Consider the following 17,662-nt stretch of genomic DNA (forward strand, 5'->3'; position numbering starts at 1 on the left):
ACTATCAATTCGCTTTCTTTCTTCTAAATAACATAAGTAATCCCGCTCCAACAAACGCAAGACCAGCTCCAATTGTAGAAGCAATACTTGCACCTGTTTTCGGTAAATCACGTTCATCTTTTTCAGCTTCTTTATTTTCACTTACAGTTGTTGTTGTTTCTTTTGTATTTTGATCATCTGTTGTAGTTTGTCCAGATCCAGTATTGTTTCCATCTTGCTTTGGTTCATTACCATTATTACCTTCTTCTGTTGGTGGTGTTGGGTTTTCTCCATTACCTGTTGGCGGTGTCGTTGGATTTTCTCCCCCACCTGTTGGTGGTGTCGTCGGATTTCCTCCATCACCTTTCGGCGGTGTCGTTGGGTTTCCTTCACCAGTTTCTTTATCATCATTCTTCTTCGTTATATCAATTGCATATTTAGCAAATTGATTTTCAGATGGTCCAACATATGATATGTTCCCATCTTTCTTTATGTACTTTTGTGCATTTGGTGAAGAATCAAATGTTGTATTTAATTTATCTGCAACAATCGGTTTAAACGTCCAATTTTTATCTGCTGTCGGGTTAATAACTGGCGTTTCTTGCATATACTTTACAATAATTTGACGTGTTTCATCTTGCGATTGGTAAATAACTTCTCCTTCACTTACACCAGGGAACGTTTTACTGCTACCGCGATAATTATTTGTAGCAACAATAAACTCTTGATCATCAGCTACTGGCTTACCTTCATATGTCATATTTACAATACGATTCGTATTTGCATTTACAACTTTTCCATCTTTATCGTATTTCGCCGGTTGTGTTACATCAATTTCATATTTTAAACCATCTATAATATCAAAGTTATATGTAGGATATCCTGTATTCACCAATTGCTGTTCAATTTTTTCTTTTGGTTTAGGATTAATTTGATTAAACTGACCTGCAGACATTTCAAGCCATTCTTTCACTTGTGCCCCATTTACTTTTACAGCATATAACGTATTTGGATATACGTATAAATCTGCAACGTTTTTAATCGCTAACGTTCCAGCTGGAATATCAGTATAATATGTTGCACCGTTTCGGCCACCTGCTTTAAATGGTGCACCTGCAGATAAAACCGGAATATCTTTAATCTTTTCGTATTCTGGTTTTTTAAGTTCTTGTTCTACATACCATTTTTGCGCATTTGTCACAATTTGTACAGAAGGATCATCTTGTACTAATGAAAAATAACTATTAATTGGTGCTTTCGTTTCACCTACATGTGTATTTACATATTCGATTGTCTTTTCATGTTCATCTTTAATTTCATTAACTAATTTTTGATCAGATTCTACTAATGGATTACCTTTACTATCAGCAATCGGACGAAGTTGCGGCTTAGACTGATCTTTTTGCACTTCCCATTTTCCGTTTACCTTTTTCAATTGCATATCAATAATACCTAAGTTACTACCAAAAACACCCGGCATTACAACTGGAACACCATTAAATACATCCTTCACTTCAGTATGTGAATGTCCCATTAATACTGCATTTACGCCAGGAACCTCTGTTAAATAATACGACGCGTTTTCCATACCAACGTTGTATCCACTTTTATCAACACCGGAATGAGCTAGTGCAACGATAACATCTGCACCTTCTGCTTTCATTTTTGGTACCATTTTCTTCGCTGTTTCAACTATATCTTTCGCTTTAACTTGTCCTTCTAAATTCGCTTTATCCCAATTCATAATTTGTGGTGGAACAAATCCCATTACACCAATTTTCACTATTTGTTTTTGGCCTGCTTCATCCATTACTTCTTTCTCTAAAATATGATATGGTCTATCAAAGTAATGCTCGTCATTCTCATCATTACCATCATGGTCATCTCTGTAGACATTCGAGTTAATAACCGGAATTTTTGTTTTACCAGTCACTTCCTTTAAATAATCTAAACCATAGTTAAATTCATGATTCCCAAGAGAGATGACGTCATACTTCATTAAATTCATTACACGATATAATGGATGGACATAGTTAGAATCAACAGAATTCTCCTGATTTTTTATTTTATTCGCTACATAATCTCCAAGCGGCGTCCCTTGTAATGCATCCCCATCATCAAATAGGACAGAGTTCTTCACTTCTTCACGTGCTTTATTAACGAGTGTTGCCGTTTGTACGAGACCTACTTTATTATCTGTTTTCGTTTGATAATAATCGTAATTCATTAAGTTAACGTGAATATCTGATGTTTCTAGAATTCGTAACTTAACTGTACTCTCCCCAGCGTTCTCATCTGCATGAGCTGTTGTTGGCATTACTTGCGGTGCTATAACACCAATCGCAAGAGTTGCTCCAGCTAGCATTTTTTTTGACTTTTTCACAAAAAATCCCCCTTATACAATTACCAGAAATAATGAAATGAATCCCTATCTGTCTCTAACCACATACCTTTTTTCTTCTATTAGAGACACAATTTTCATTTCACCCTGCGCTAACGAGTAGTCCCCTTAAACGCTCGATTGATGAAGACTAACAATTAATAGGAAATAAAGCTCCCACTAATTAAAATTTCACCTTATCTGACATTATCATATATAAAGTTCTTTCCTATCGTCAATATTTTTTGACAAACTTCAACAAATTTTCTGTAAAGTTATTATAAACTTTTCATAAACATATAATATGCCCTTACATTGCTAATACTGCTGAATATGATACAATTACCAATTACAAGGAGGATGAATTTATGAAAAAAGTCATCTTAACAATTGTTTGTCTCCTCCTTCTGATCATTTCTTATTCTTATTTTGAAAAGAACGACGAGACAAAACAAAATGAACCCGAAGAAAAAACAGAAAAAACATCTACTCCAAGTTGGATTGATAAGCAAACAAACGATTCCTTTTATCATCTCGTACTAGGTGATTCGCTCGCCAAAGGATATGGATCAACACAAGGTGGATTTGCTGAATTAGCCTCTAAACAAATAGAAGCACAAATTCATAAACCAATTACTGTAGAAAACCTTGGGATAAACGGTCTTACAACAGATCGTCTCGCTAAAAAAGTTCAATCAGAAGATGTAAAGCAAAAAATTAGAGCAGCAAATATCATTACAATTAATATTGGGGGAAATAATTTATTTCGCTTAAATCGTGATGTCGGTGTTATAGACGGTATTAAAATGTTAAATAAAGAAAAAGCTCATTTTGAAGCGGATGTAAAAAATATTGTAAAGACAGTCCGAGATCAAAATCCGGATGCTTTACTCATTCTTTCTGAACTCTATAACCCGTTACAACTCGATGACTCCATCGCAAGTTATGCAGATATGTTTTTAGACGGCTGGAATGAATCCGTTTATTCCATTGCAAAAGTGAATCAACCATCTATCGTTTTGCCAATTCGTAAATTAATATCGAATGATAAAAAAGAATTGCTCTTTGACCAAGTACACCCAAATGATAAAGGCTATACGATTATTGCCGATTCATTTACAAAAAAAGTATTGGCCTACAAATATTAAAATTCCCATGAAACAATTCTATTTTTATAACATGTCTTTTTTGTTACAATGATAGTGGAAGGGGGCCTTTATATGGAATCACGCGAGTGGGAACGTATTGTTGATCATCTTCTTTCGCTAGTGCCTCTTTTTTATCGCAAATTTATGCTTCCTGGAGAATTTTCTTCTCAAAGACATATGCCGCCATCACATACACAAGTATTACTGCTTTTGCATGAAAACGGCACATTAGCAGTTTCCGAAATCGGCAAGCGGCTAGCGATTTCACGGCCTAACATGACACCTCTATTAAACAAACTTATTCAAGAAGAACTAATAGAGCGTCATTATAGCGAAAAAGATCGACGGGTCATTTTAATTTCTCTAACAGCTGAAGGGAAATTATTAGTAAATCAGTATCAGCAATTCATTTTAGACAAACTAAAAGAAAATTTCCAAACATTATCTGAGGAAGAGCGCGAAAAGCTCATTCATTCTCTTCAAACCATTCAAAATTTAATTTTGAAAACAAACGTATAAAGCTGCTTCTAAATAGAAGCAGCTTTATGATTCGTAATAGTTACCATAGTACACATTGGAATATGGCCATGTTGTTAAATATGGTTTTTTTTCCTGTGTAGGCTGTTGTTGTGGTAATTGTGGTATTTGTGATAATTGCTGTAATTGTTGTTGCCGATATAATTCGTATTGTCTACTCGTATCATAAACCGGATAATAATTTACATATGGATATACTTGAGGTACGTAATAATAATACATTATCCTCTCCTCCTTTTTCTTAAACATATTCAAAGGAGAAAATGAATGTGACATTGTTTATAATTGTACAAGTGGTTCTCTCACTCGTTTCTTCCTTTTCTTCAAGCGTAACTTACGGTTCTTTTCGTATAAATAATGCACAACGAAATATGAAATGAGACCAAACACAACTCCTAAAATCGTCATTCCAATTAATACATACACTTCACTTTGTAATAAGCTCTTTAATATCGTAAAAATGTGACTTGAAAACAAGTCCGCTATCGTAAATGGTTCATGATGAATTTTCTGTACATGAAATGGATAAATCATTTTTCCTAGCGCATACGCAAGCGGAAATAAAAATACTGGGAGAAACGATATTTTCCCAATAATATTGCCAATAACTGCCGCAGGAAAAGATCCCTTTGCTAACCTGACGATTGGATAAAATACTACATATACGAGCGATGCCGTATAAATGACTAACATTTCTAAGCCGAATCCTATAGCAAACCCTAACGATACTTTCTTTGCGCCTTCTGGCGATCGAAGCAACTTATAATATTGAAACTTTAATATTCTCCACATCCGCTGAAAAAACGAATATGTTTTCTTAGTTGTTTTCACCCTCATCATCTCTTTAACTATATTTTTATATGTAGTATGTCCTTACACACTCTGAAAAACAAATTTAGTTTTCTCTTTTATTATAAATGATATCGAAATGGTTAACCAAATATACATCCGACATTTTAATATAAAAAAACCTCCCTTTTAGGAAGGCTCTTCTACATTTTTAAATAAACTCACTAATAACGCTTTTTGAGCATGCAATCGATTACCAGCTTGCTCAAATACGATAGACTGTGGTCCATCTATAATTTCGCCTGTTACTTCTTCTTCACGATGGGCAGGTAAACAGTGTAAGAAACGATATGTTTGTTTCGCATGCTTAACAAGTTCGTTATTGATTTGGTAAGGTTGAAATAAAGAATATTTCTCTTCTTCGCCCTCTTGCCCCATGCTCATCCAAACGTCAGTATAAATGAAATCTGCTTCATTCACCGCTAATTCAGGATCATGCAAAACTTCAATTTCAGCTCCTGTTTCCTTGGCAATCGCTAACGCTTTTTTTACAATCTCTTCATTCGGTTCATATCCTACAGGCGTTGCAACAGTCATATGCATTCCGACTTTTGCACTCGCTAGCAACAATGAATGACATACATTATTTCCGTCACCTACGTAAGCTAATTTTATTCCTTTAAATGTATTTGTTTCTTCATATATCGTCATGAGGTCTGCCAATGCTTGACAAGGATGATGATCATCCGTTAAACCGTTAATAACAGGAATACTCGATTCTTTTGCAAGCTCTTCTACATCCGCGTGTGAGAATGTACGTATCATGATCCCGTCAATATACTGCGATAATACTTTCGCAGTATCTGAAACGGTTTCTCCTCTTCCCATTTGCATCTCTTTCCCACTTAAAAACATACCATGTCCCCCGAGTTGTACCATTCCCGCTTCAAAAGATACACGAGTACGAGTTGAATGCTTATCAAAAATAAGCCCTAATATTTTGCCTTGTAATAAAGGCTCTTGCTTATTCTTTTTTAAATATATAGCGAACTCAATTAAAGAAATAATTTCTTCTTTCGTTAATTCTTCTAGTGTTAAAAGATCTTTCGTATTTAATTTCGGTACTTGTACAGTTGACATGAAACTTCCCCCTTATATGATTGATACGTTTTTTGTACAAACTACTTTTTTTATTATATATACTGCCTGTTCTAACTCTTCATTCGTGACAATGAGTGGCGGTAATAGTCTTATAACATTAGGGCCTGCTTGTAATACGAGAAGTCCTTCGTTTTCTAGTTGTTCTATAAAACTTGCAACTTCATGCTTACACTCAATCCCAATCATAAGCCCCTTACCACGTATATTTTGAATACATTCGACATGCTGTAATTCCTCTTGCAACTTCTCTAATACGTACTCGCCTTTTTCTTGTACTTCTTTTAAAAACGATGTTTTTTTACTCACTTGCAATACTTCTTTCGCTGCAGCCATCGCGATGTAATTCCCGCCAAAAGTTGAACCGTGTGATCCTGCAGTAAACGACGTTCCGAGCTCTTTCCCGCCAATCATCGCTCCGACAGGAATCCCATTCCCAAGTGCCTTTGCAACGGTAACGATATCAGGCTCTATTCCCACTTGTTCATAAGCGAATAGTGTTCCAGTTCTTCCTATCCCCGTTTGTACTTCGTCTATAATAAATAAGGAACCGAACTTATTACATAATGTTTCAATCTCTTTCAAAAAAGATAGATCAGCAGGTATTACTCCTCCCTCTCCTTGAACAACTTCTACCATTACCGCCGCAACTTCTTCATTCATTACTTCCTCTAATGCTTTAATATCGTTAAAAGGGATATGTAAAAAAGATGGAAGTAATGGACCAAATCCTTCTTTCACCTTATCTTGGCCCGTTGCACTCATCGTTCCAAATGTTCTACCGTGAAAAGACTGGTGGCATGTTACGACGAGAGATTTTCCAGTATGCTTACGTGCTAACTTTAAAGCCGCTTCATTTGCCTCTGCCCCACTATTACAGAAAAACACATAATCTAATGCTCTATTTTCTGTTAATAATGACGCAACTTCTTCTTGTAAGCTGTTTGTAAACAGGTTAGATATATGCCATATATCATCAAGTTGCTCTTGTACACCTTTGAGAACAGTAGGGTGACAATGTCCTAAATTACATACGCCAATTCCTGATGTAAAATCTAAATATTGCTTACCTTTATTATCAATAACTTTCGTTCCAGTTCCCTTTACAAACTCAATAGTTCTTCTGCCATACGTTTGAAAAAGATGACTCGTCATGCAATACTCACACCTTTCGTTACCGTCGTTCCAATACACTCTCCCGTAACCTCAGTAAAATCTTTTGTACCATTCACAATACTTATCTTTTGCACTCCCATTTTTAATGATGCTAGTGCCGCCTGTACTTTCGGAATCATCCCACCTGTAATAACACCTGTTTCTATAAAAGTTGCAATTTCAGATTCATCCGTTTCCTTTACCAAATTCCCTTCATGTAATATTCCATCTACATCCGTAATAAAAATAAGCTCTTTTGCCCCTAACGCGGCCGCAATCCCAGCTGCAGCATTGTCCGCATTTATGTTATAAATTTCATTACCATTTACCCCGATTGGAGCAATAACAGGAATATACCCCATATTTATTAATCCTTTTAATAAGGCTGTTTCTACATAACTTACTTCTCCCACATATCCTATCTCCTCGCTGACAGGTTGAACTTGAAGTAAATTACCGTCACACCCCGAACAACCTACAGCAAGTAAATTATGCTTTTGTAAATTCATTACGAGTTTTTTATTCGTACTTCCGCATAGCACCATTTGAACAACATCCATAACTTCTTTTGGTGTTACGCGTAATCCATCTCTTTTTTCTACGTTGATGTTACAATCTTTTAATTTGGCATCAATTTCTGGCCCACCACCATGAACAATCACTACTTTATACTTCTGTTGCAATTTCTTTATACAATCAAAAAACACAGCATTTAATTGATTCAACATACTACCGCCGCATTTCACTACAATATAATCGCTCATCTTCTCTCTCCTTATGTACGATAACAAGCATTTATTTTCACATATTCATAGCTTAAGTCACAGCCCCAAGCTGATCCTGTCTCTTCACCTAAGTGTAAGTACACATTAATGACTATTTCATCTTCTTGTAATCTCTCTTTCATTTCTTCTTCAGAAAATATTTGAGGCTCACTATTTTTTAATACCGATATAGATTGAAGAGTAATGTCAATTGTGTTCGGATTAATAGCTACTTCACTTTGTCCAATACTACTAATAATTCGCCCCCAGTTTGGGTCTTCACCATGTATTGCTGTTTTCACAAGACTCGAACCGACTATTTGCTTTGCAATTTTTTTTGCCTCTTCATTCGTTTGAGCTCCTAGCACATTTACTTCTATTAACTTCTTAGCTCCTTCACCATCTTGCGCAATTTTTTTCGCTAAATCTTCACATACCTTCTGTAAAGCACATACGAAAGTTTCCCAATCTGTATGTTCCATATTTATCGGTCTTGTTTCTGATAATCCACTTGCCATAACGATGACCATATCATTCGTAGAAGTATCTCCATCTACCGTAATTTGATTAAATGTATGATTCGTAATTTGGGATAACACTGTTTGCAATACGTCATGCTCTATATGAGCATCTGTCGTAATAAAACTAAGCATCGTTGCCATATTCGGATGAATCATCCCTGAACCTTTTGCAACACCCGCAATCGCCACTTTCTTCCCATCAATAATCATTTCATAGCAAGTTTCTTTCGTTATAAGATCCGTCGTTAAAATTGCTTCAGAAAAACAATATGCTTCACTTTCTTCCTTCGTTGGTATAAGAGTTGCAACTCCCTTTCGGATTATATCCATCGGCAGTGGAACACCAATTACACCTGTTGAAGCTACTGCAACGTAATTTTCTTTCATCCCAAAATGTTCCGCCCCTAATGCGCGCATCTCGTATGCGTCTTGTAATCCTTTCATTCCAGTACAAGCATTTGCATTTCCACTATTAACGATAATTGCTTGTAACTTCCCTTCTGCCGTTATACTATCCTTCGTTACTTGCAAAGGAGCTGCTTGTATTTGATTCGTTGTATACACAGCGGCACATGATGCAGGTACATCACAAACGATGGCACCTAAATCCTTTTTCTCCTTTTTTAAACCATTTGCAGTACCAATTGCAGAAAAGCCTTTCGGCGTTACAATTGAACCATTTTCTAATTTTGTAATAGACGCTACTTTAATCATCATGTCCCCCTTATAGATAAAGCGGCATATGTTGTAAACCTGTTGTCTCTTCTAGTCCCGCTATTATGTTTGCATTTTGAATCGCTTGCCCAGCCGCGCCTTTCATCATATTGTCTATAACAGAAACGACCGTAACTCTTTCAGCTCTTTCATCGTAAGCTATGCCAATATCACAATAATTTGAGCCTCTCACTTCTTTTGGACTTGGAAATTTCCCTTGTGTACAAATTCGGATGAAAGGCGATTGTTCATACGTTTCTTCATACAATTTTTGAATTTGCTTTATTTCCATCTTTTGTTTTACTTTTGCATAAAGTGTAATCATGATTCCTCGTGATATCGGTATTAAATGTGTGCTAAATGTAATTGGCTGTGATTCACTATTCCATTCTGTAAGCATTTGCTCAATCTCTGGAACGTGCTGATGCTCATTCACTTTATAAATGTGCAAGTTATCATATAGCTCAGGAAAATGAGTCATTGTTGTTGGTGTTTTACCTGCTCCTGATACCCCTGATTTCGCATCAATAATAATCGAATCTTCTTCAATCATGCCGCTACGTACTAACGGCGCTATCGCTAGCAATGTGGCTGTAGCAAAACATCCTGGGTTTGCAATTAAATTTGCCTTTTGAATCCCAGTCCTTTTCCATTCACTTAACCCATACACTGCTTTTCTAAGAATTTCTTCTTTCGCTGCTGGCCTTTTATACCACAGTTCATATGACGAAGGATCTATCATACGAAAGTCTCCAGATAGGTCAATTACTTTTAAACCTTCTGCTAATAACTTGGGAGTTAACTCCGCCGATACTCCTGCTGGGGTTGCTAGAAATACGATTTCTGCTTCTTTTCCTATCGTCTCCACATCAATTTCTTGTAACGTATGAAAAAGGACATTTCGAAGATGCGGATATACATTTGTTATACACTCACCAACTTGTGAAAAAGAATGGAGAGATGCTATCGAAAAATATGGATGTTGTTCTAATAAACGAATTAACTCAATGCCCCCATATCCAGTGGCTCCAATAATTGCGACTTTCATAAGTTCCTCCTCATATCGATTCTTTAAATTAAGTATGATTATAATATTGTATATTTATAGAGTCAATTAAATATTTATAAATTTTTAAATCTAAAAAAACTTAATTTTATTAGAAAAATAATATACTCAACCGAATTTTTATACAAAAATAGTGCATAGTAGTTTTTTTATTTCACTTCAAGTACAATAAAACAATACATACGTACATACAGGCGGGGAAAAATATGAACGAAAAATTAATTGAGAAAATGATTATAAAAAGTTTTCAACAATATCAATGCAGTCCAATATCAAAAGAAGATCAGGAAATGCTAGTGAAACATATTCAAACGGTGACTCATTCAAATATTGAAATTGATTTATACGAGGAAATTGAGGATATTGTTTATGATTATGTAACTGGAAAACAATAAAAAATAGGAGATTTCCATATGGAAATCTCCTATTTTTTACTTAATGATTTACCTGCTACACGTTCAAATAAACCTGGGAATAAAGCATAAAGTTTCGGGCCAATTCCCATCCACTTCGGTAAGTTTACTTCACGTTTTTTCGTGTGCATCGACTTTACGATTTGTTCTGCTACGTATGTTGGTTTTAACATGTAACGTCCCATATTCTTTACATATGTACCAGATTGATCCGCTATTTCAAAAAAGTTTGTATCTATCGGACCTGGATTAATTGCTGTAACATAAATATCTGTATTGGCTAATTCCATGCGTAAACTATTCGTAAATCCTAATACGGCATGTTTCGTTGCTGCATAAGCACTCGATTTCGGAGTTGCAATTTTTCCAGCAAGTGAAGCGATATTAATAATATGTCCTTCATTCTTGTTTACCATATAAGGTAGTACCGCTTTCGTACATGCTACTAATCCAAATACATTTACTTGGAACATATCTTTTACTTCACCCATTGACGCATCTTCAAACGTTTTAAAAATACCAAATCCCGCATTGTTTACTAATATATCAATACGTCCCACTTCTTGTAATACCTTTGAAAAAACAGACTGTACTTCCATCTCATCACTTACATCTAATACATAATAATAGCAAGGCGTATTATAAGTTTCTTTAATTTTGTCTACTAACGCTTGTAGTTTCTCTTCTGTTCGAGCCATTAATACTGGAGTCGCTCCCTGTGCTGCAACTTGCATTGCAACTTGCTCACCAATCCCACTAGAAGCACCTGTAATGACGATTACTTTATTTTGTAAACGTCCTGTCATTGCTGTCACCTACTTTGCATAATAAATCAATTGTTGCGATGACTCATCAATCATCACTTGTTGATTATATGCTAAATAGTCCAATTGTCCAACCGTTTCTGAAATAGTAAGTGGTAATTGTTCTTTATATAATACCGGAAATAGTTTTACACATACTTCAAATGCTGTCATTGGTTTTTCCTTTAATAACTCAAGTACTTTAAAAGCACGTGTTTCTTGCTTTTGTAATCTCGTTTCAATAAGTTGTTTCACATTTAGAACATCTTCCCCATGCCCTGATAAAATGCGTGAAATATTCATTTCGCTTAAACGCTGTAATGTTTGATTATATTGTAGTAATGGGCGTGCCCGTTCTGTTTGCCCTTCATATGGTGGTTCTAGTATTGGATTCGAAGAAATATGACTAATGAGAGCATCTCCACCAATTAATATTCCATCAGATTCTCTATATAAAGAAATATGAGTAGAAGCATGACCTGGTGTTTCAAGCACTGTAAATCCAGGCAAAGAATTAATACGATCTCCTTCTCTCACAGTATGCGTTAACGATCTATTACAAGAATATTTAAGTGTCCTCGTCGTCAATAACGACTCGTCTTTCAAAAATGCTACTGGCACACCAAACTGTAAGGCCGTCTCTCTAAAAAATTCATGATACCGCTTTAAAAACTCTGGATTTTGTGTGATCCAAGGCTCATTCCAAGGATGTCCAATAATATTCGTCTTCTCAGAAAATATATTTAAAAGTCCACAATGATCTGCATGATGATGCGTAATGACTACTGTTTCAATATCTTCTATCGTATGTCCTAATGTACCTAATTGACTTTCTAACGCATTTCTTGCCTCTTCTGTATTCGTCCCTGTATCAATTAATGTTAATGTCTCCCCCTCAACTAAAAACACATTCACAGTTTCCACTGCAAATGGTACAGGAATCTCCATTCGGTGAATCGCCGTCATGCTTAGCCCCCCTGTCTCTTTCCGGTTCAAAAATGAATACTTCTTCAGTTTACAACTTCTATATATATTTGTCATTATTTTCAGATAAAAAGAGGTGTTTCCTATAAAAAAACGAATGTATGTACATTTATAAGAATTTCTAACCAAAATTAAAGGAGGAACATCATGTCTATTCAAAACATTTCCTTTCTAGGTGCAGGCTCTATTGCTGAAGCTATTATTGGTGGCTTGTTACATGCAACTGTTGTTAAATGTGAACAAATTACTGTAAGTAATCGTTCTAACGAGACAAGATTACAAGAGCTACATAAAAAATACGGTGTCAAAGGTACTCATAATAAAAAAGAATTACTTACTGATGCAAATATTCTTTTTCTAGCAATGAAACCAAAGGATGTTGCAGAGGCGCTTATCCCTTTTAAAGAATACATAAATAATAACGTGCTTATTATTTCATTACTAGCAGGTGTTTCTACTCACTCAATTAGAAAACTACTTCAAAAAGACGTTCCAATTATTCGTGCAATGCCAAATACATCCGCAGCCATTTTAAAATCAGCTACCGCTATCTCCCCTTCGAAACATGCAACAGCGGAACATATTCGCACTGCAACATCTTTATTTGAAACGATTGGTCTCGTCTCTGTTGTAGAGGAAGAAGATATGCATGCTGTCACTGCATTATCCGGAAGTGGACCTGCTTATATTTATTACGTAGTGGAAGCTATGGAAGAAGCTGCAAAAAAAATTGGTTTAAAAGAAGATGTTGCAAAATCACTTATTCTTCAAACGATGATTGGTGCTGCTGAAATGCTAAAAGCAAGTGACAAACACCCTTCTATTTTGCGAAAGGAAATTACTTCTCCTGGCGGAACTACCGAAGCAGGTATTGAAGTATTACAAGAACATAAATTTCAACAAGCACTTATTTCTTGTATTACACAGGCAACGGAACGATCACATAATCTTGGAAAAACATTAGAACAACTAACAAAAGAAAAATAAAAAAAGGAGCTCAAGTTTATTTGAGCTCCTTTTTCTATAATTACACTTAGTTATTGTTCTTCCCAAAAATCTCTTCTTGCAGGCGACGACCAGTCGGCGTTGCTGCAAGTCCACCTTCCGCTGTTTCACGAAGTGCTACTGGCATCGTTTGTCCGATTCTAAACATTGCCTCAATTACTTCATCACATGGAATTGTACTCGTTACACCAGCTAATGCTAAATCTGCTGAAATCATCGCATTTGCAGCTCCTGCTGCATTACGTTTTACACAAGGTACTTCTACAAGTCCTGCAACAGGATCACACACTAAACCAAGCATGTTCTTTAATGAAATTGCCATCGCTGTAGCTGCTTGATCTTGTGTTCCACCAGCCATCTCAACTGCAGCTGCAGCCGCCATTCCACTTGCTGAACCAACTTCAGCTTGGCATCCTCCTGCCGCACCAGAAATACAAGCGTTATTCGCAACAACCATACCGAAAGCTCCTGCTGTAAATAAGAATTCAATCATTTCTTCACGTGTAGGCTGCAATTTTTCTCTTAGCGCAAATAGTACACCTGGCACTGTTCCAGCAGACCCTGCTGTTGGTGTTGCACAAATAATTCCCATCGCTGCGTTTACTTCATTTGTTGCAACTGCTTTGCTTACTGCATCCAAAATCGTATCTCCAGATAAGCCTTTTCCACTCTTCATATACGCTTGAACTTTTACAGCATCTCCACCAGTTAAACCAGTTGGTGATTTCACGCCGCGAATACCACGTTCTACTGCTTGTTCCATCACGACTAAGTTCTTTTCCATACCAGCAATTACTTCTTCACGTGAAATACTTCTTGTTTCCATTTCACATTGAATCATAATTTCTGCGATTTTTACATTTTGTTCTTTAGCTTGCGCCACTAGTTCCGCTGCGTTCCGAAACATGGTGTGTCCCCCCTGCAATTAATCCATAATAGTTACTTGACAAATATTTTGTTGCGCTTTTATTTCTTCAATCACTTCATCTGCTAATAATTCATCTGTTTCAATAACCATAAGCGCTCTTCTTCCTTTTTCTTTACGAGAAACACTCATTGTACTAATGTTAATCTCGTTTGTAGCAAGGATTGAAGCTACTGCTGCAATAGCACCAAAGCGATCGTTATTTACAATAAGTAGTGCTGGACTTGTGCCTGATAATTGAAGATCGAATCCGTTTAATTCTACAACTTCAATTTTACCGCCACCAATTGAGCAAGCAACAACTTCAATTTCTTCTTCACCTTTATACAAACGAATTTTCGCTGTATTTGGGTGAGGTGCATTGGCATCTTCTTCAATGAATTCCACTTCAATTCCGCGCTCTTTTGCTATTTCTAGCGCCTCTGGAATACGTAAGTCATCTGTTTCAAATCCTAATATTCCACCGATTAGTGCTACATCCGTACCATGCCCTCGATACGTCTTTGCAAATGATCCATATAACGAAATGCTTACTCTTTCTGGTTCATGACGAAACAGCTGGCGAGCAACTTGCCCCATTCTTGCCGCGCCTGCTGTATGTGAACTTGATGGTCCAATCATAACTGGACCGATAATATCAAATACTGAGCGATACTTCATCATAACTCCCCCTAAACCTCTATGCAAAAATTTATTCTACTATTCTATTAACCTGCTACATCTGTCGCTTTTCCAGTTGTACCACGAATTTGTTCTGCTGTATGAATTGGATAATTTTTAAATAAAAGTAATCCAATATAACCTGAAATAATACCAGTTATAATAATACATAAGAATCTTAGCATTATTTTCATTAAAAAATGATATAAGATAATCCACAATAAAGTCTGGTAGCAATCCAAAGTTTAACACAGAAGCCATTGCAAGGATAGCATAAACAAGCGATATCTTTCCTATTATAATTCTCATGTTACTCTCTCATGGTTTAGTCAACTTCACTTGTTACGATAATAACTAAAAAGCATGTGACTTATCATAAATTATAATCTGCCCTCATTATAGCTTGTTTTTTATAAAACGCTTACTTTTGTTGAATTTTAAAAGTTCTGAATAAAAGTCCATTCCTGCTATTTGTATCACTTGTATGTCATCTGACTTATATAACAGTTTTTCTAAATAATCATTATTTCGTATTTTTATCGTATATATTCAAACCATTCTAATTTTCTGTATCATCCAAGTATAAGTATAAAATAATAACAGTTTTATTTTTAAATTTTTTTAGACATAAAAAAATGGCAACCCACCGTTACCATTTTTTACAAAATTATTATTTTTCTACTGGGAATGATTTCAAATCTGTCGCTATTTCTGTATTAGAAAACAACTCTCTTGCCTCTTTCAATAATTCCTTATATGTATCTCCTTGATAGCGAGAACTAATGTGAGTTAAGATTAATCGCTTCGCATTTGCCTGAAGTGCAATGCTCGCAGCTTGCTTAGATGTGGAATGAAAATAATCATGCGCTTGTTGCTCATCTTCTGCTGCGAAAGTCGCTTCATGGACAAGTACATCTGCATCTTGCGCAAGCTCCCTACTTGCTTCGCAATATCGCGTATCACCTAAGATAGTAATAATTCTTCCTTTTTGAGGTGGGCCGATAAACTCATTTCCATTTAATATCGTGCCATCCTCTAATTCAACTACTTCTCCATCCTTTAAACGTTTAAAGATTGGACCTGGTTTCACACCCATCTCAAGCAACTTATCAACTAAAAGAGCACCTTGTATATCTTTCTCTACAATACGATATCCAAAACATTCTATACCGTGTGACAATCTTTTCGTTTCTACATAAAATTCATTATCTTCAAATACGGTACCTTCTTCTGTTATCTCCACAACTTCAAGTGGATATTTCACATGTGTCGTACTTACCGATAATGCCACTTCAATAAATTGTTTAATTCCTTTCGGTCCATACACCGTTAAAGGCGTAGTTCCTCCTTGAAATGAACGGCTACCTAATAAACCAGGCAATCCAAAAATATGATCGCCATGTAAATGCGTAATAAATATTTTTTCAATGCGGCGCGGACGTACAGATGTATGTAATATTTGATGTTGCGTGGCCTCGCCACAATCAAATAACCAAGTTTGTCCTCGTTCTTCTAACAATTGTAAAGCAATTGCTGAAACGTTCCTTCCTTTTGAAGGAACACCTGCACCAGTTCCTAAAAATACAAATTCCACTTTCTTTCCTCCAGCTCTAAATATACTCTATCTCTCATCTTACGGAATGTTATTTCAAATGGCAAATTGAATTTACATAACCAATCATCTAGACAACTATATAACACGAACATTATACTTAAAAAATTTAGCAATCGTTCGTGTTTTGTGTTAAAATGATTATACTACATTTTAAGGGAGCGTTTTATTATGAAAGAAGTATTTCGTTTACAAACTGATTTTTCATCTTCATTTGATCGCTGGGTAAGTTCTTTCGTGTCTGATCACCCAGCACAATTAGAATGGACAACTTTAAAGGAATTAATCCATGAATATACAACATCACATACAAATGATACGTTACCAGCATATATTTCTTCAGCTTTAACATATTACGCCCAACGCGTTTCAACTACAAACAGTTCAGAGATTGTTATTTTTGAAAACCCTACAATCTCGTAATCTATAATAAAAAAGCACTGGTTACAGTGCTTTTTTATTTATACTTATTTAGCAAATGATTATATTCCGTCCAAAAGTCTGTATACATACTTTGATCAAACTCATCTAAGATTATCTTTTCACTTGATTTATTGAATAATTCTTTTGCTTGTAGCGCAAAAGAAACAATTTGTTTTCTATATTCATTTTCATTTACTTCTATATGAAGCCCTTCATAGTATATAGCCTTTTGATCAGTAGAAATAACTTTGACAAAATCCTTTAAAACCACATTTTCACCTATATGGTTTATAGTCCAATGAATTAAAATTGGGCATCCTAACATGAGCATAGTGCCACATCCGTGCAAAATAAGCCCCTCTTCATTTTCAATATCACAAATATATTCTTTATCTAAAGTTCGTAACAGAGCTAAAGCTGATTCACTTATTCCCCATTCCTCATCCATACCTGTTTGTGTAATAATCGTTCCATCCACATTTAAATAAATTTCCCCGTGAGAACATAAATCTTCCTGCTCATTAAACAACCACTTTTGATTCTCAATATTTATAATAAAATTTTGTGGTACCATTACAAATTCCCCTTTTATAAAAATATTTATTTTCCACATTATTTATAATTAA

The 17,662-nt window shown here is 35.6% G+C and carries 20 protein-coding genes; 5 read left to right on the forward strand and 15 right to left on the reverse strand.

What is annotated here, in order from left to right:
* Positions 1-4: 4 nt before the first annotated feature.
* On the reverse strand, positions 5-2,362 hold the full coding sequence (cpdB, locus tag N2V79_RS20210) for a bifunctional 2',3'-cyclic-nucleotide 2'-phosphodiesterase/3'-nucleotidase (protein WP_340720184.1): 2,358 nt from the start codon (positions 2,360-2,362) through the stop codon (positions 5-7).
* A gap of 365 nt (positions 2,363-2,727) precedes the next feature.
* Here cpdB and N2V79_RS20215 point away from each other — a divergent pair, with 365 nt between their 5' ends.
* Positions 2,728-3,507 carry a GDSL-type esterase/lipase family protein gene (locus N2V79_RS20215; RefSeq protein WP_000755838.1) on the forward strand — a complete coding sequence of 260 codons (780 nt, stop codon included), beginning with the start codon at positions 2,728-2,730 and terminating at the stop codon, positions 3,505-3,507.
* Between the two features lie 72 nt (positions 3,508-3,579).
* On the forward strand, positions 3,580-4,026 hold the full coding sequence (locus tag N2V79_RS20220) for a MarR family winged helix-turn-helix transcriptional regulator (RefSeq protein ID WP_000445819.1): 447 nt from the start codon (positions 3,580-3,582) through the stop codon (positions 4,024-4,026).
* Positions 4,027-4,050: 24 nt separating this feature from the next.
* Here N2V79_RS20220 and N2V79_RS20225 read toward each other — a convergent pair whose 3' ends face one another.
* The 7 genes from N2V79_RS20225 to argC form a co-directional block, all read right to left on the reverse strand.
* Complete coding sequence (locus N2V79_RS20225) at positions 4,051-4,266, reverse strand: hypothetical protein (protein WP_000291956.1); 216 nt, start codon at positions 4,264-4,266, stop codon at positions 4,051-4,053.
* Positions 4,267-4,323: 57 nt separating this feature from the next.
* Entirely contained in the window at positions 4,324-4,884 is a 561-nt protein-coding gene (locus N2V79_RS20230) for a DUF2062 domain-containing protein (RefSeq protein ID WP_063537384.1), read from the reverse strand.
* A gap of 138 nt (positions 4,885-5,022) precedes the next feature.
* Positions 5,023-5,973: an ornithine carbamoyltransferase gene (gene argF, locus N2V79_RS20235; protein WP_000108861.1), complete on the reverse strand. Its 951-nt coding sequence runs from the start codon at positions 5,971-5,973 to the stop codon at positions 5,023-5,025.
* Between the two features lie 12 nt (positions 5,974-5,985).
* On the reverse strand, positions 5,986-7,146 hold the full coding sequence (locus tag N2V79_RS20240) for an acetylornithine transaminase (protein WP_340720185.1): 1,161 nt from the start codon (positions 7,144-7,146) through the stop codon (positions 5,986-5,988).
* Positions 7,143-7,910, reverse strand: a complete 768-nt coding sequence (gene argB, locus N2V79_RS20245; RefSeq protein ID WP_001286792.1) for an acetylglutamate kinase — start codon at positions 7,908-7,910, stop codon at positions 7,143-7,145. Before argB ends, N2V79_RS20240 begins: the two co-directional genes overlap by 4 nt.
* Before the next feature lie 11 nt (positions 7,911-7,921).
* Complete coding sequence (gene argJ, locus N2V79_RS20250; protein WP_050844495.1) at positions 7,922-9,145, reverse strand: bifunctional glutamate N-acetyltransferase/amino-acid acetyltransferase ArgJ; 1,224 nt, start codon at positions 9,143-9,145, stop codon at positions 7,922-7,924.
* Positions 9,146-9,155: 10 nt separating this feature from the next.
* The gene (argC, locus tag N2V79_RS20255) at positions 9,156-10,193 is read right to left on the reverse strand and encodes an N-acetyl-gamma-glutamyl-phosphate reductase (protein WP_071729704.1); all 1,038 of its coding nucleotides are present in this window, start codon (positions 10,191-10,193) and stop codon (positions 9,156-9,158) included.
* A gap of 224 nt (positions 10,194-10,417) precedes the next feature.
* Here argC and N2V79_RS20260 point away from each other — a divergent pair, with 224 nt between their 5' ends.
* On the forward strand, positions 10,418-10,606 hold the full coding sequence (locus N2V79_RS20260; RefSeq protein ID WP_001003222.1) for a YqzH family protein: 189 nt from the start codon (positions 10,418-10,420) through the stop codon (positions 10,604-10,606).
* 29 nt (positions 10,607-10,635) lie between these two features.
* Here the strand turns inward: N2V79_RS20260 and N2V79_RS20265 are convergent, their stop codons facing one another.
* Both N2V79_RS20265 and N2V79_RS20270 read right to left on the reverse strand, forming a co-directional pair.
* The gene (locus N2V79_RS20265) at positions 10,636-11,430 is read right to left on the reverse strand and encodes an SDR family NAD(P)-dependent oxidoreductase (protein ID WP_000147789.1); all 795 of its coding nucleotides are present in this window, start codon (positions 11,428-11,430) and stop codon (positions 10,636-10,638) included.
* 9 nt (positions 11,431-11,439) lie between these two features.
* Positions 11,440-12,393 carry an MBL fold metallo-hydrolase gene (locus N2V79_RS20270; protein WP_000125135.1) on the reverse strand — a complete coding sequence of 318 codons (954 nt, stop codon included), beginning with the start codon at positions 12,391-12,393 and terminating at the stop codon, positions 11,440-11,442.
* Positions 12,394-12,558: 165 nt separating this feature from the next.
* On the opposite strand from N2V79_RS20270, the gene proI reads away from it, so the two are divergent.
* A complete protein-coding gene (proI, locus tag N2V79_RS20275; RefSeq protein ID WP_340720186.1) occupies positions 12,559-13,398 on the forward strand; it encodes a pyrroline-5-carboxylate reductase ProI in 840 nt (279 codons plus the stop codon).
* A 46-nt stretch (positions 13,399-13,444) separates the two neighbouring features.
* On the opposite strand, the gene sdaAA is transcribed toward proI, so the two are convergent.
* The 4 genes from sdaAA to rnz form a co-directional block, all read right to left on the reverse strand.
* Positions 13,445-14,323 carry an L-serine ammonia-lyase, iron-sulfur-dependent, subunit alpha gene (gene sdaAA / locus N2V79_RS20280; protein WP_000489461.1) on the reverse strand — a complete coding sequence of 293 codons (879 nt, stop codon included), beginning with the start codon at positions 14,321-14,323 and terminating at the stop codon, positions 13,445-13,447.
* Between the two features lie 18 nt (positions 14,324-14,341).
* Positions 14,342-15,001, reverse strand: coding sequence for an L-serine ammonia-lyase, iron-sulfur-dependent subunit beta (sdaAB, locus tag N2V79_RS20285; protein WP_000877449.1), 660 nt, complete (start codon positions 14,999-15,001; stop codon positions 14,342-14,344).
* Between the two features lie 47 nt (positions 15,002-15,048).
* On the reverse strand, positions 15,049-15,186 hold the full coding sequence (locus N2V79_RS20290; protein WP_000943432.1) for a hypothetical protein: 138 nt from the start codon (positions 15,184-15,186) through the stop codon (positions 15,049-15,051).
* A 485-nt stretch (positions 15,187-15,671) separates the two neighbouring features.
* Positions 15,672-16,595, reverse strand: coding sequence for a ribonuclease Z (rnz, locus tag N2V79_RS20295; protein WP_000397454.1), 924 nt, complete (start codon positions 16,593-16,595; stop codon positions 15,672-15,674).
* Positions 16,596-16,784: 189 nt separating this feature from the next.
* Between rnz and N2V79_RS20300 the strand changes: the two genes are divergently transcribed.
* On the forward strand, positions 16,785-17,036 hold the full coding sequence (locus N2V79_RS20300; protein WP_000665709.1) for a DUF3932 family protein: 252 nt from the start codon (positions 16,785-16,787) through the stop codon (positions 17,034-17,036).
* Positions 17,037-17,070: 34 nt separating this feature from the next.
* On the opposite strand, the gene N2V79_RS20305 is transcribed toward N2V79_RS20300, so the two are convergent.
* Complete coding sequence (locus N2V79_RS20305; protein ID WP_048563888.1) at positions 17,071-17,610, reverse strand: hypothetical protein; 540 nt, start codon at positions 17,608-17,610, stop codon at positions 17,071-17,073.
* Positions 17,611-17,662: the final 52 nt, after the last annotated feature.

The organism is Bacillus sp. CH_70, assembly GCF_038007045.1.
GTDB classification, from domain to species: Bacteria; Bacillota; Bacilli; order Bacillales; family Bacillaceae_G; genus Bacillus_A; species Bacillus_A cereus.

Bases quoted from the DNA above. Each gene is read 5' to 3' on its own strand.
- N2V79_RS20230 (WP_063537384.1), bottom strand. From the start codon at position 4,884: ATGATGAGGGTGAAAACAACTAAGAAAACATATTCGTTTTTTCAGCGG.
- sdaAB (WP_000877449.1), bottom strand. From the start codon at position 15,001: ATGAAGTATCGCTCAGTATTTGATATTATCGGTCCAGTTATGATTGGA.
- N2V79_RS20240 (WP_340720185.1), bottom strand. From the start codon at position 7,146: ATGACGAGTCATCTTTTTCAAACGTATGGCAGAAGAACTATTGAGTTT.
- N2V79_RS20220 (WP_000445819.1), top strand. From the start codon at position 3,580: ATGGAATCACGCGAGTGGGAACGTATTGTTGATCATCTTCTTTCGCTA.
- proI (WP_340720186.1), top strand. From the start codon at position 12,559: ATGTCTATTCAAAACATTTCCTTTCTAGGTGCAGGCTCTATTGCTGAA.
- N2V79_RS20300 (WP_000665709.1), top strand. From the start codon at position 16,785: ATGAAAGAAGTATTTCGTTTACAAACTGATTTTTCATCTTCATTTGAT.
- N2V79_RS20225 (WP_000291956.1), bottom strand. From the start codon at position 4,266: ATGTATTATTATTACGTACCTCAAGTATATCCATATGTAAATTATTAT.
- N2V79_RS20215 (WP_000755838.1), top strand. From the start codon at position 2,728: ATGAAAAAAGTCATCTTAACAATTGTTTGTCTCCTCCTTCTGATCATT.
- N2V79_RS20290 (WP_000943432.1), bottom strand. From the start codon at position 15,186: ATGCTAAGATTCTTATGTATTATTATAACTGGTATTATTTCAGGTTAT.
- N2V79_RS20260 (WP_001003222.1), top strand. From the start codon at position 10,418: ATGAACGAAAAATTAATTGAGAAAATGATTATAAAAAGTTTTCAACAA.
- argF (WP_000108861.1), bottom strand. From the start codon at position 5,973: ATGTCAACTGTACAAGTACCGAAATTAAATACGAAAGATCTTTTAACA.
- N2V79_RS20305 (WP_048563888.1), bottom strand. From the start codon at position 17,610: ATGGTACCACAAAATTTTATTATAAATATTGAGAATCAAAAGTGGTTG.
- N2V79_RS20270 (WP_000125135.1), bottom strand. From the start codon at position 12,393: ATGACGGCGATTCACCGAATGGAGATTCCTGTACCATTTGCAGTGGAA.
- sdaAA (WP_000489461.1), bottom strand. From the start codon at position 14,323: ATGTTTCGGAACGCAGCGGAACTAGTGGCGCAAGCTAAAGAACAAAAT.
- argB (WP_001286792.1), bottom strand. From the start codon at position 7,910: ATGAGCGATTATATTGTAGTGAAATGCGGCGGTAGTATGTTGAATCAA.
- N2V79_RS20265 (WP_000147789.1), bottom strand. From the start codon at position 11,430: ATGACAGGACGTTTACAAAATAAAGTAATCGTCATTACAGGTGCTTCT.
- argC (WP_071729704.1), bottom strand. From the start codon at position 10,193: ATGAAAGTCGCAATTATTGGAGCCACTGGATATGGGGGCATTGAGTTA.
- argJ (WP_050844495.1), bottom strand. From the start codon at position 9,145: ATGATTAAAGTAGCGTCTATTACAAAATTAGAAAATGGTTCAATTGTA.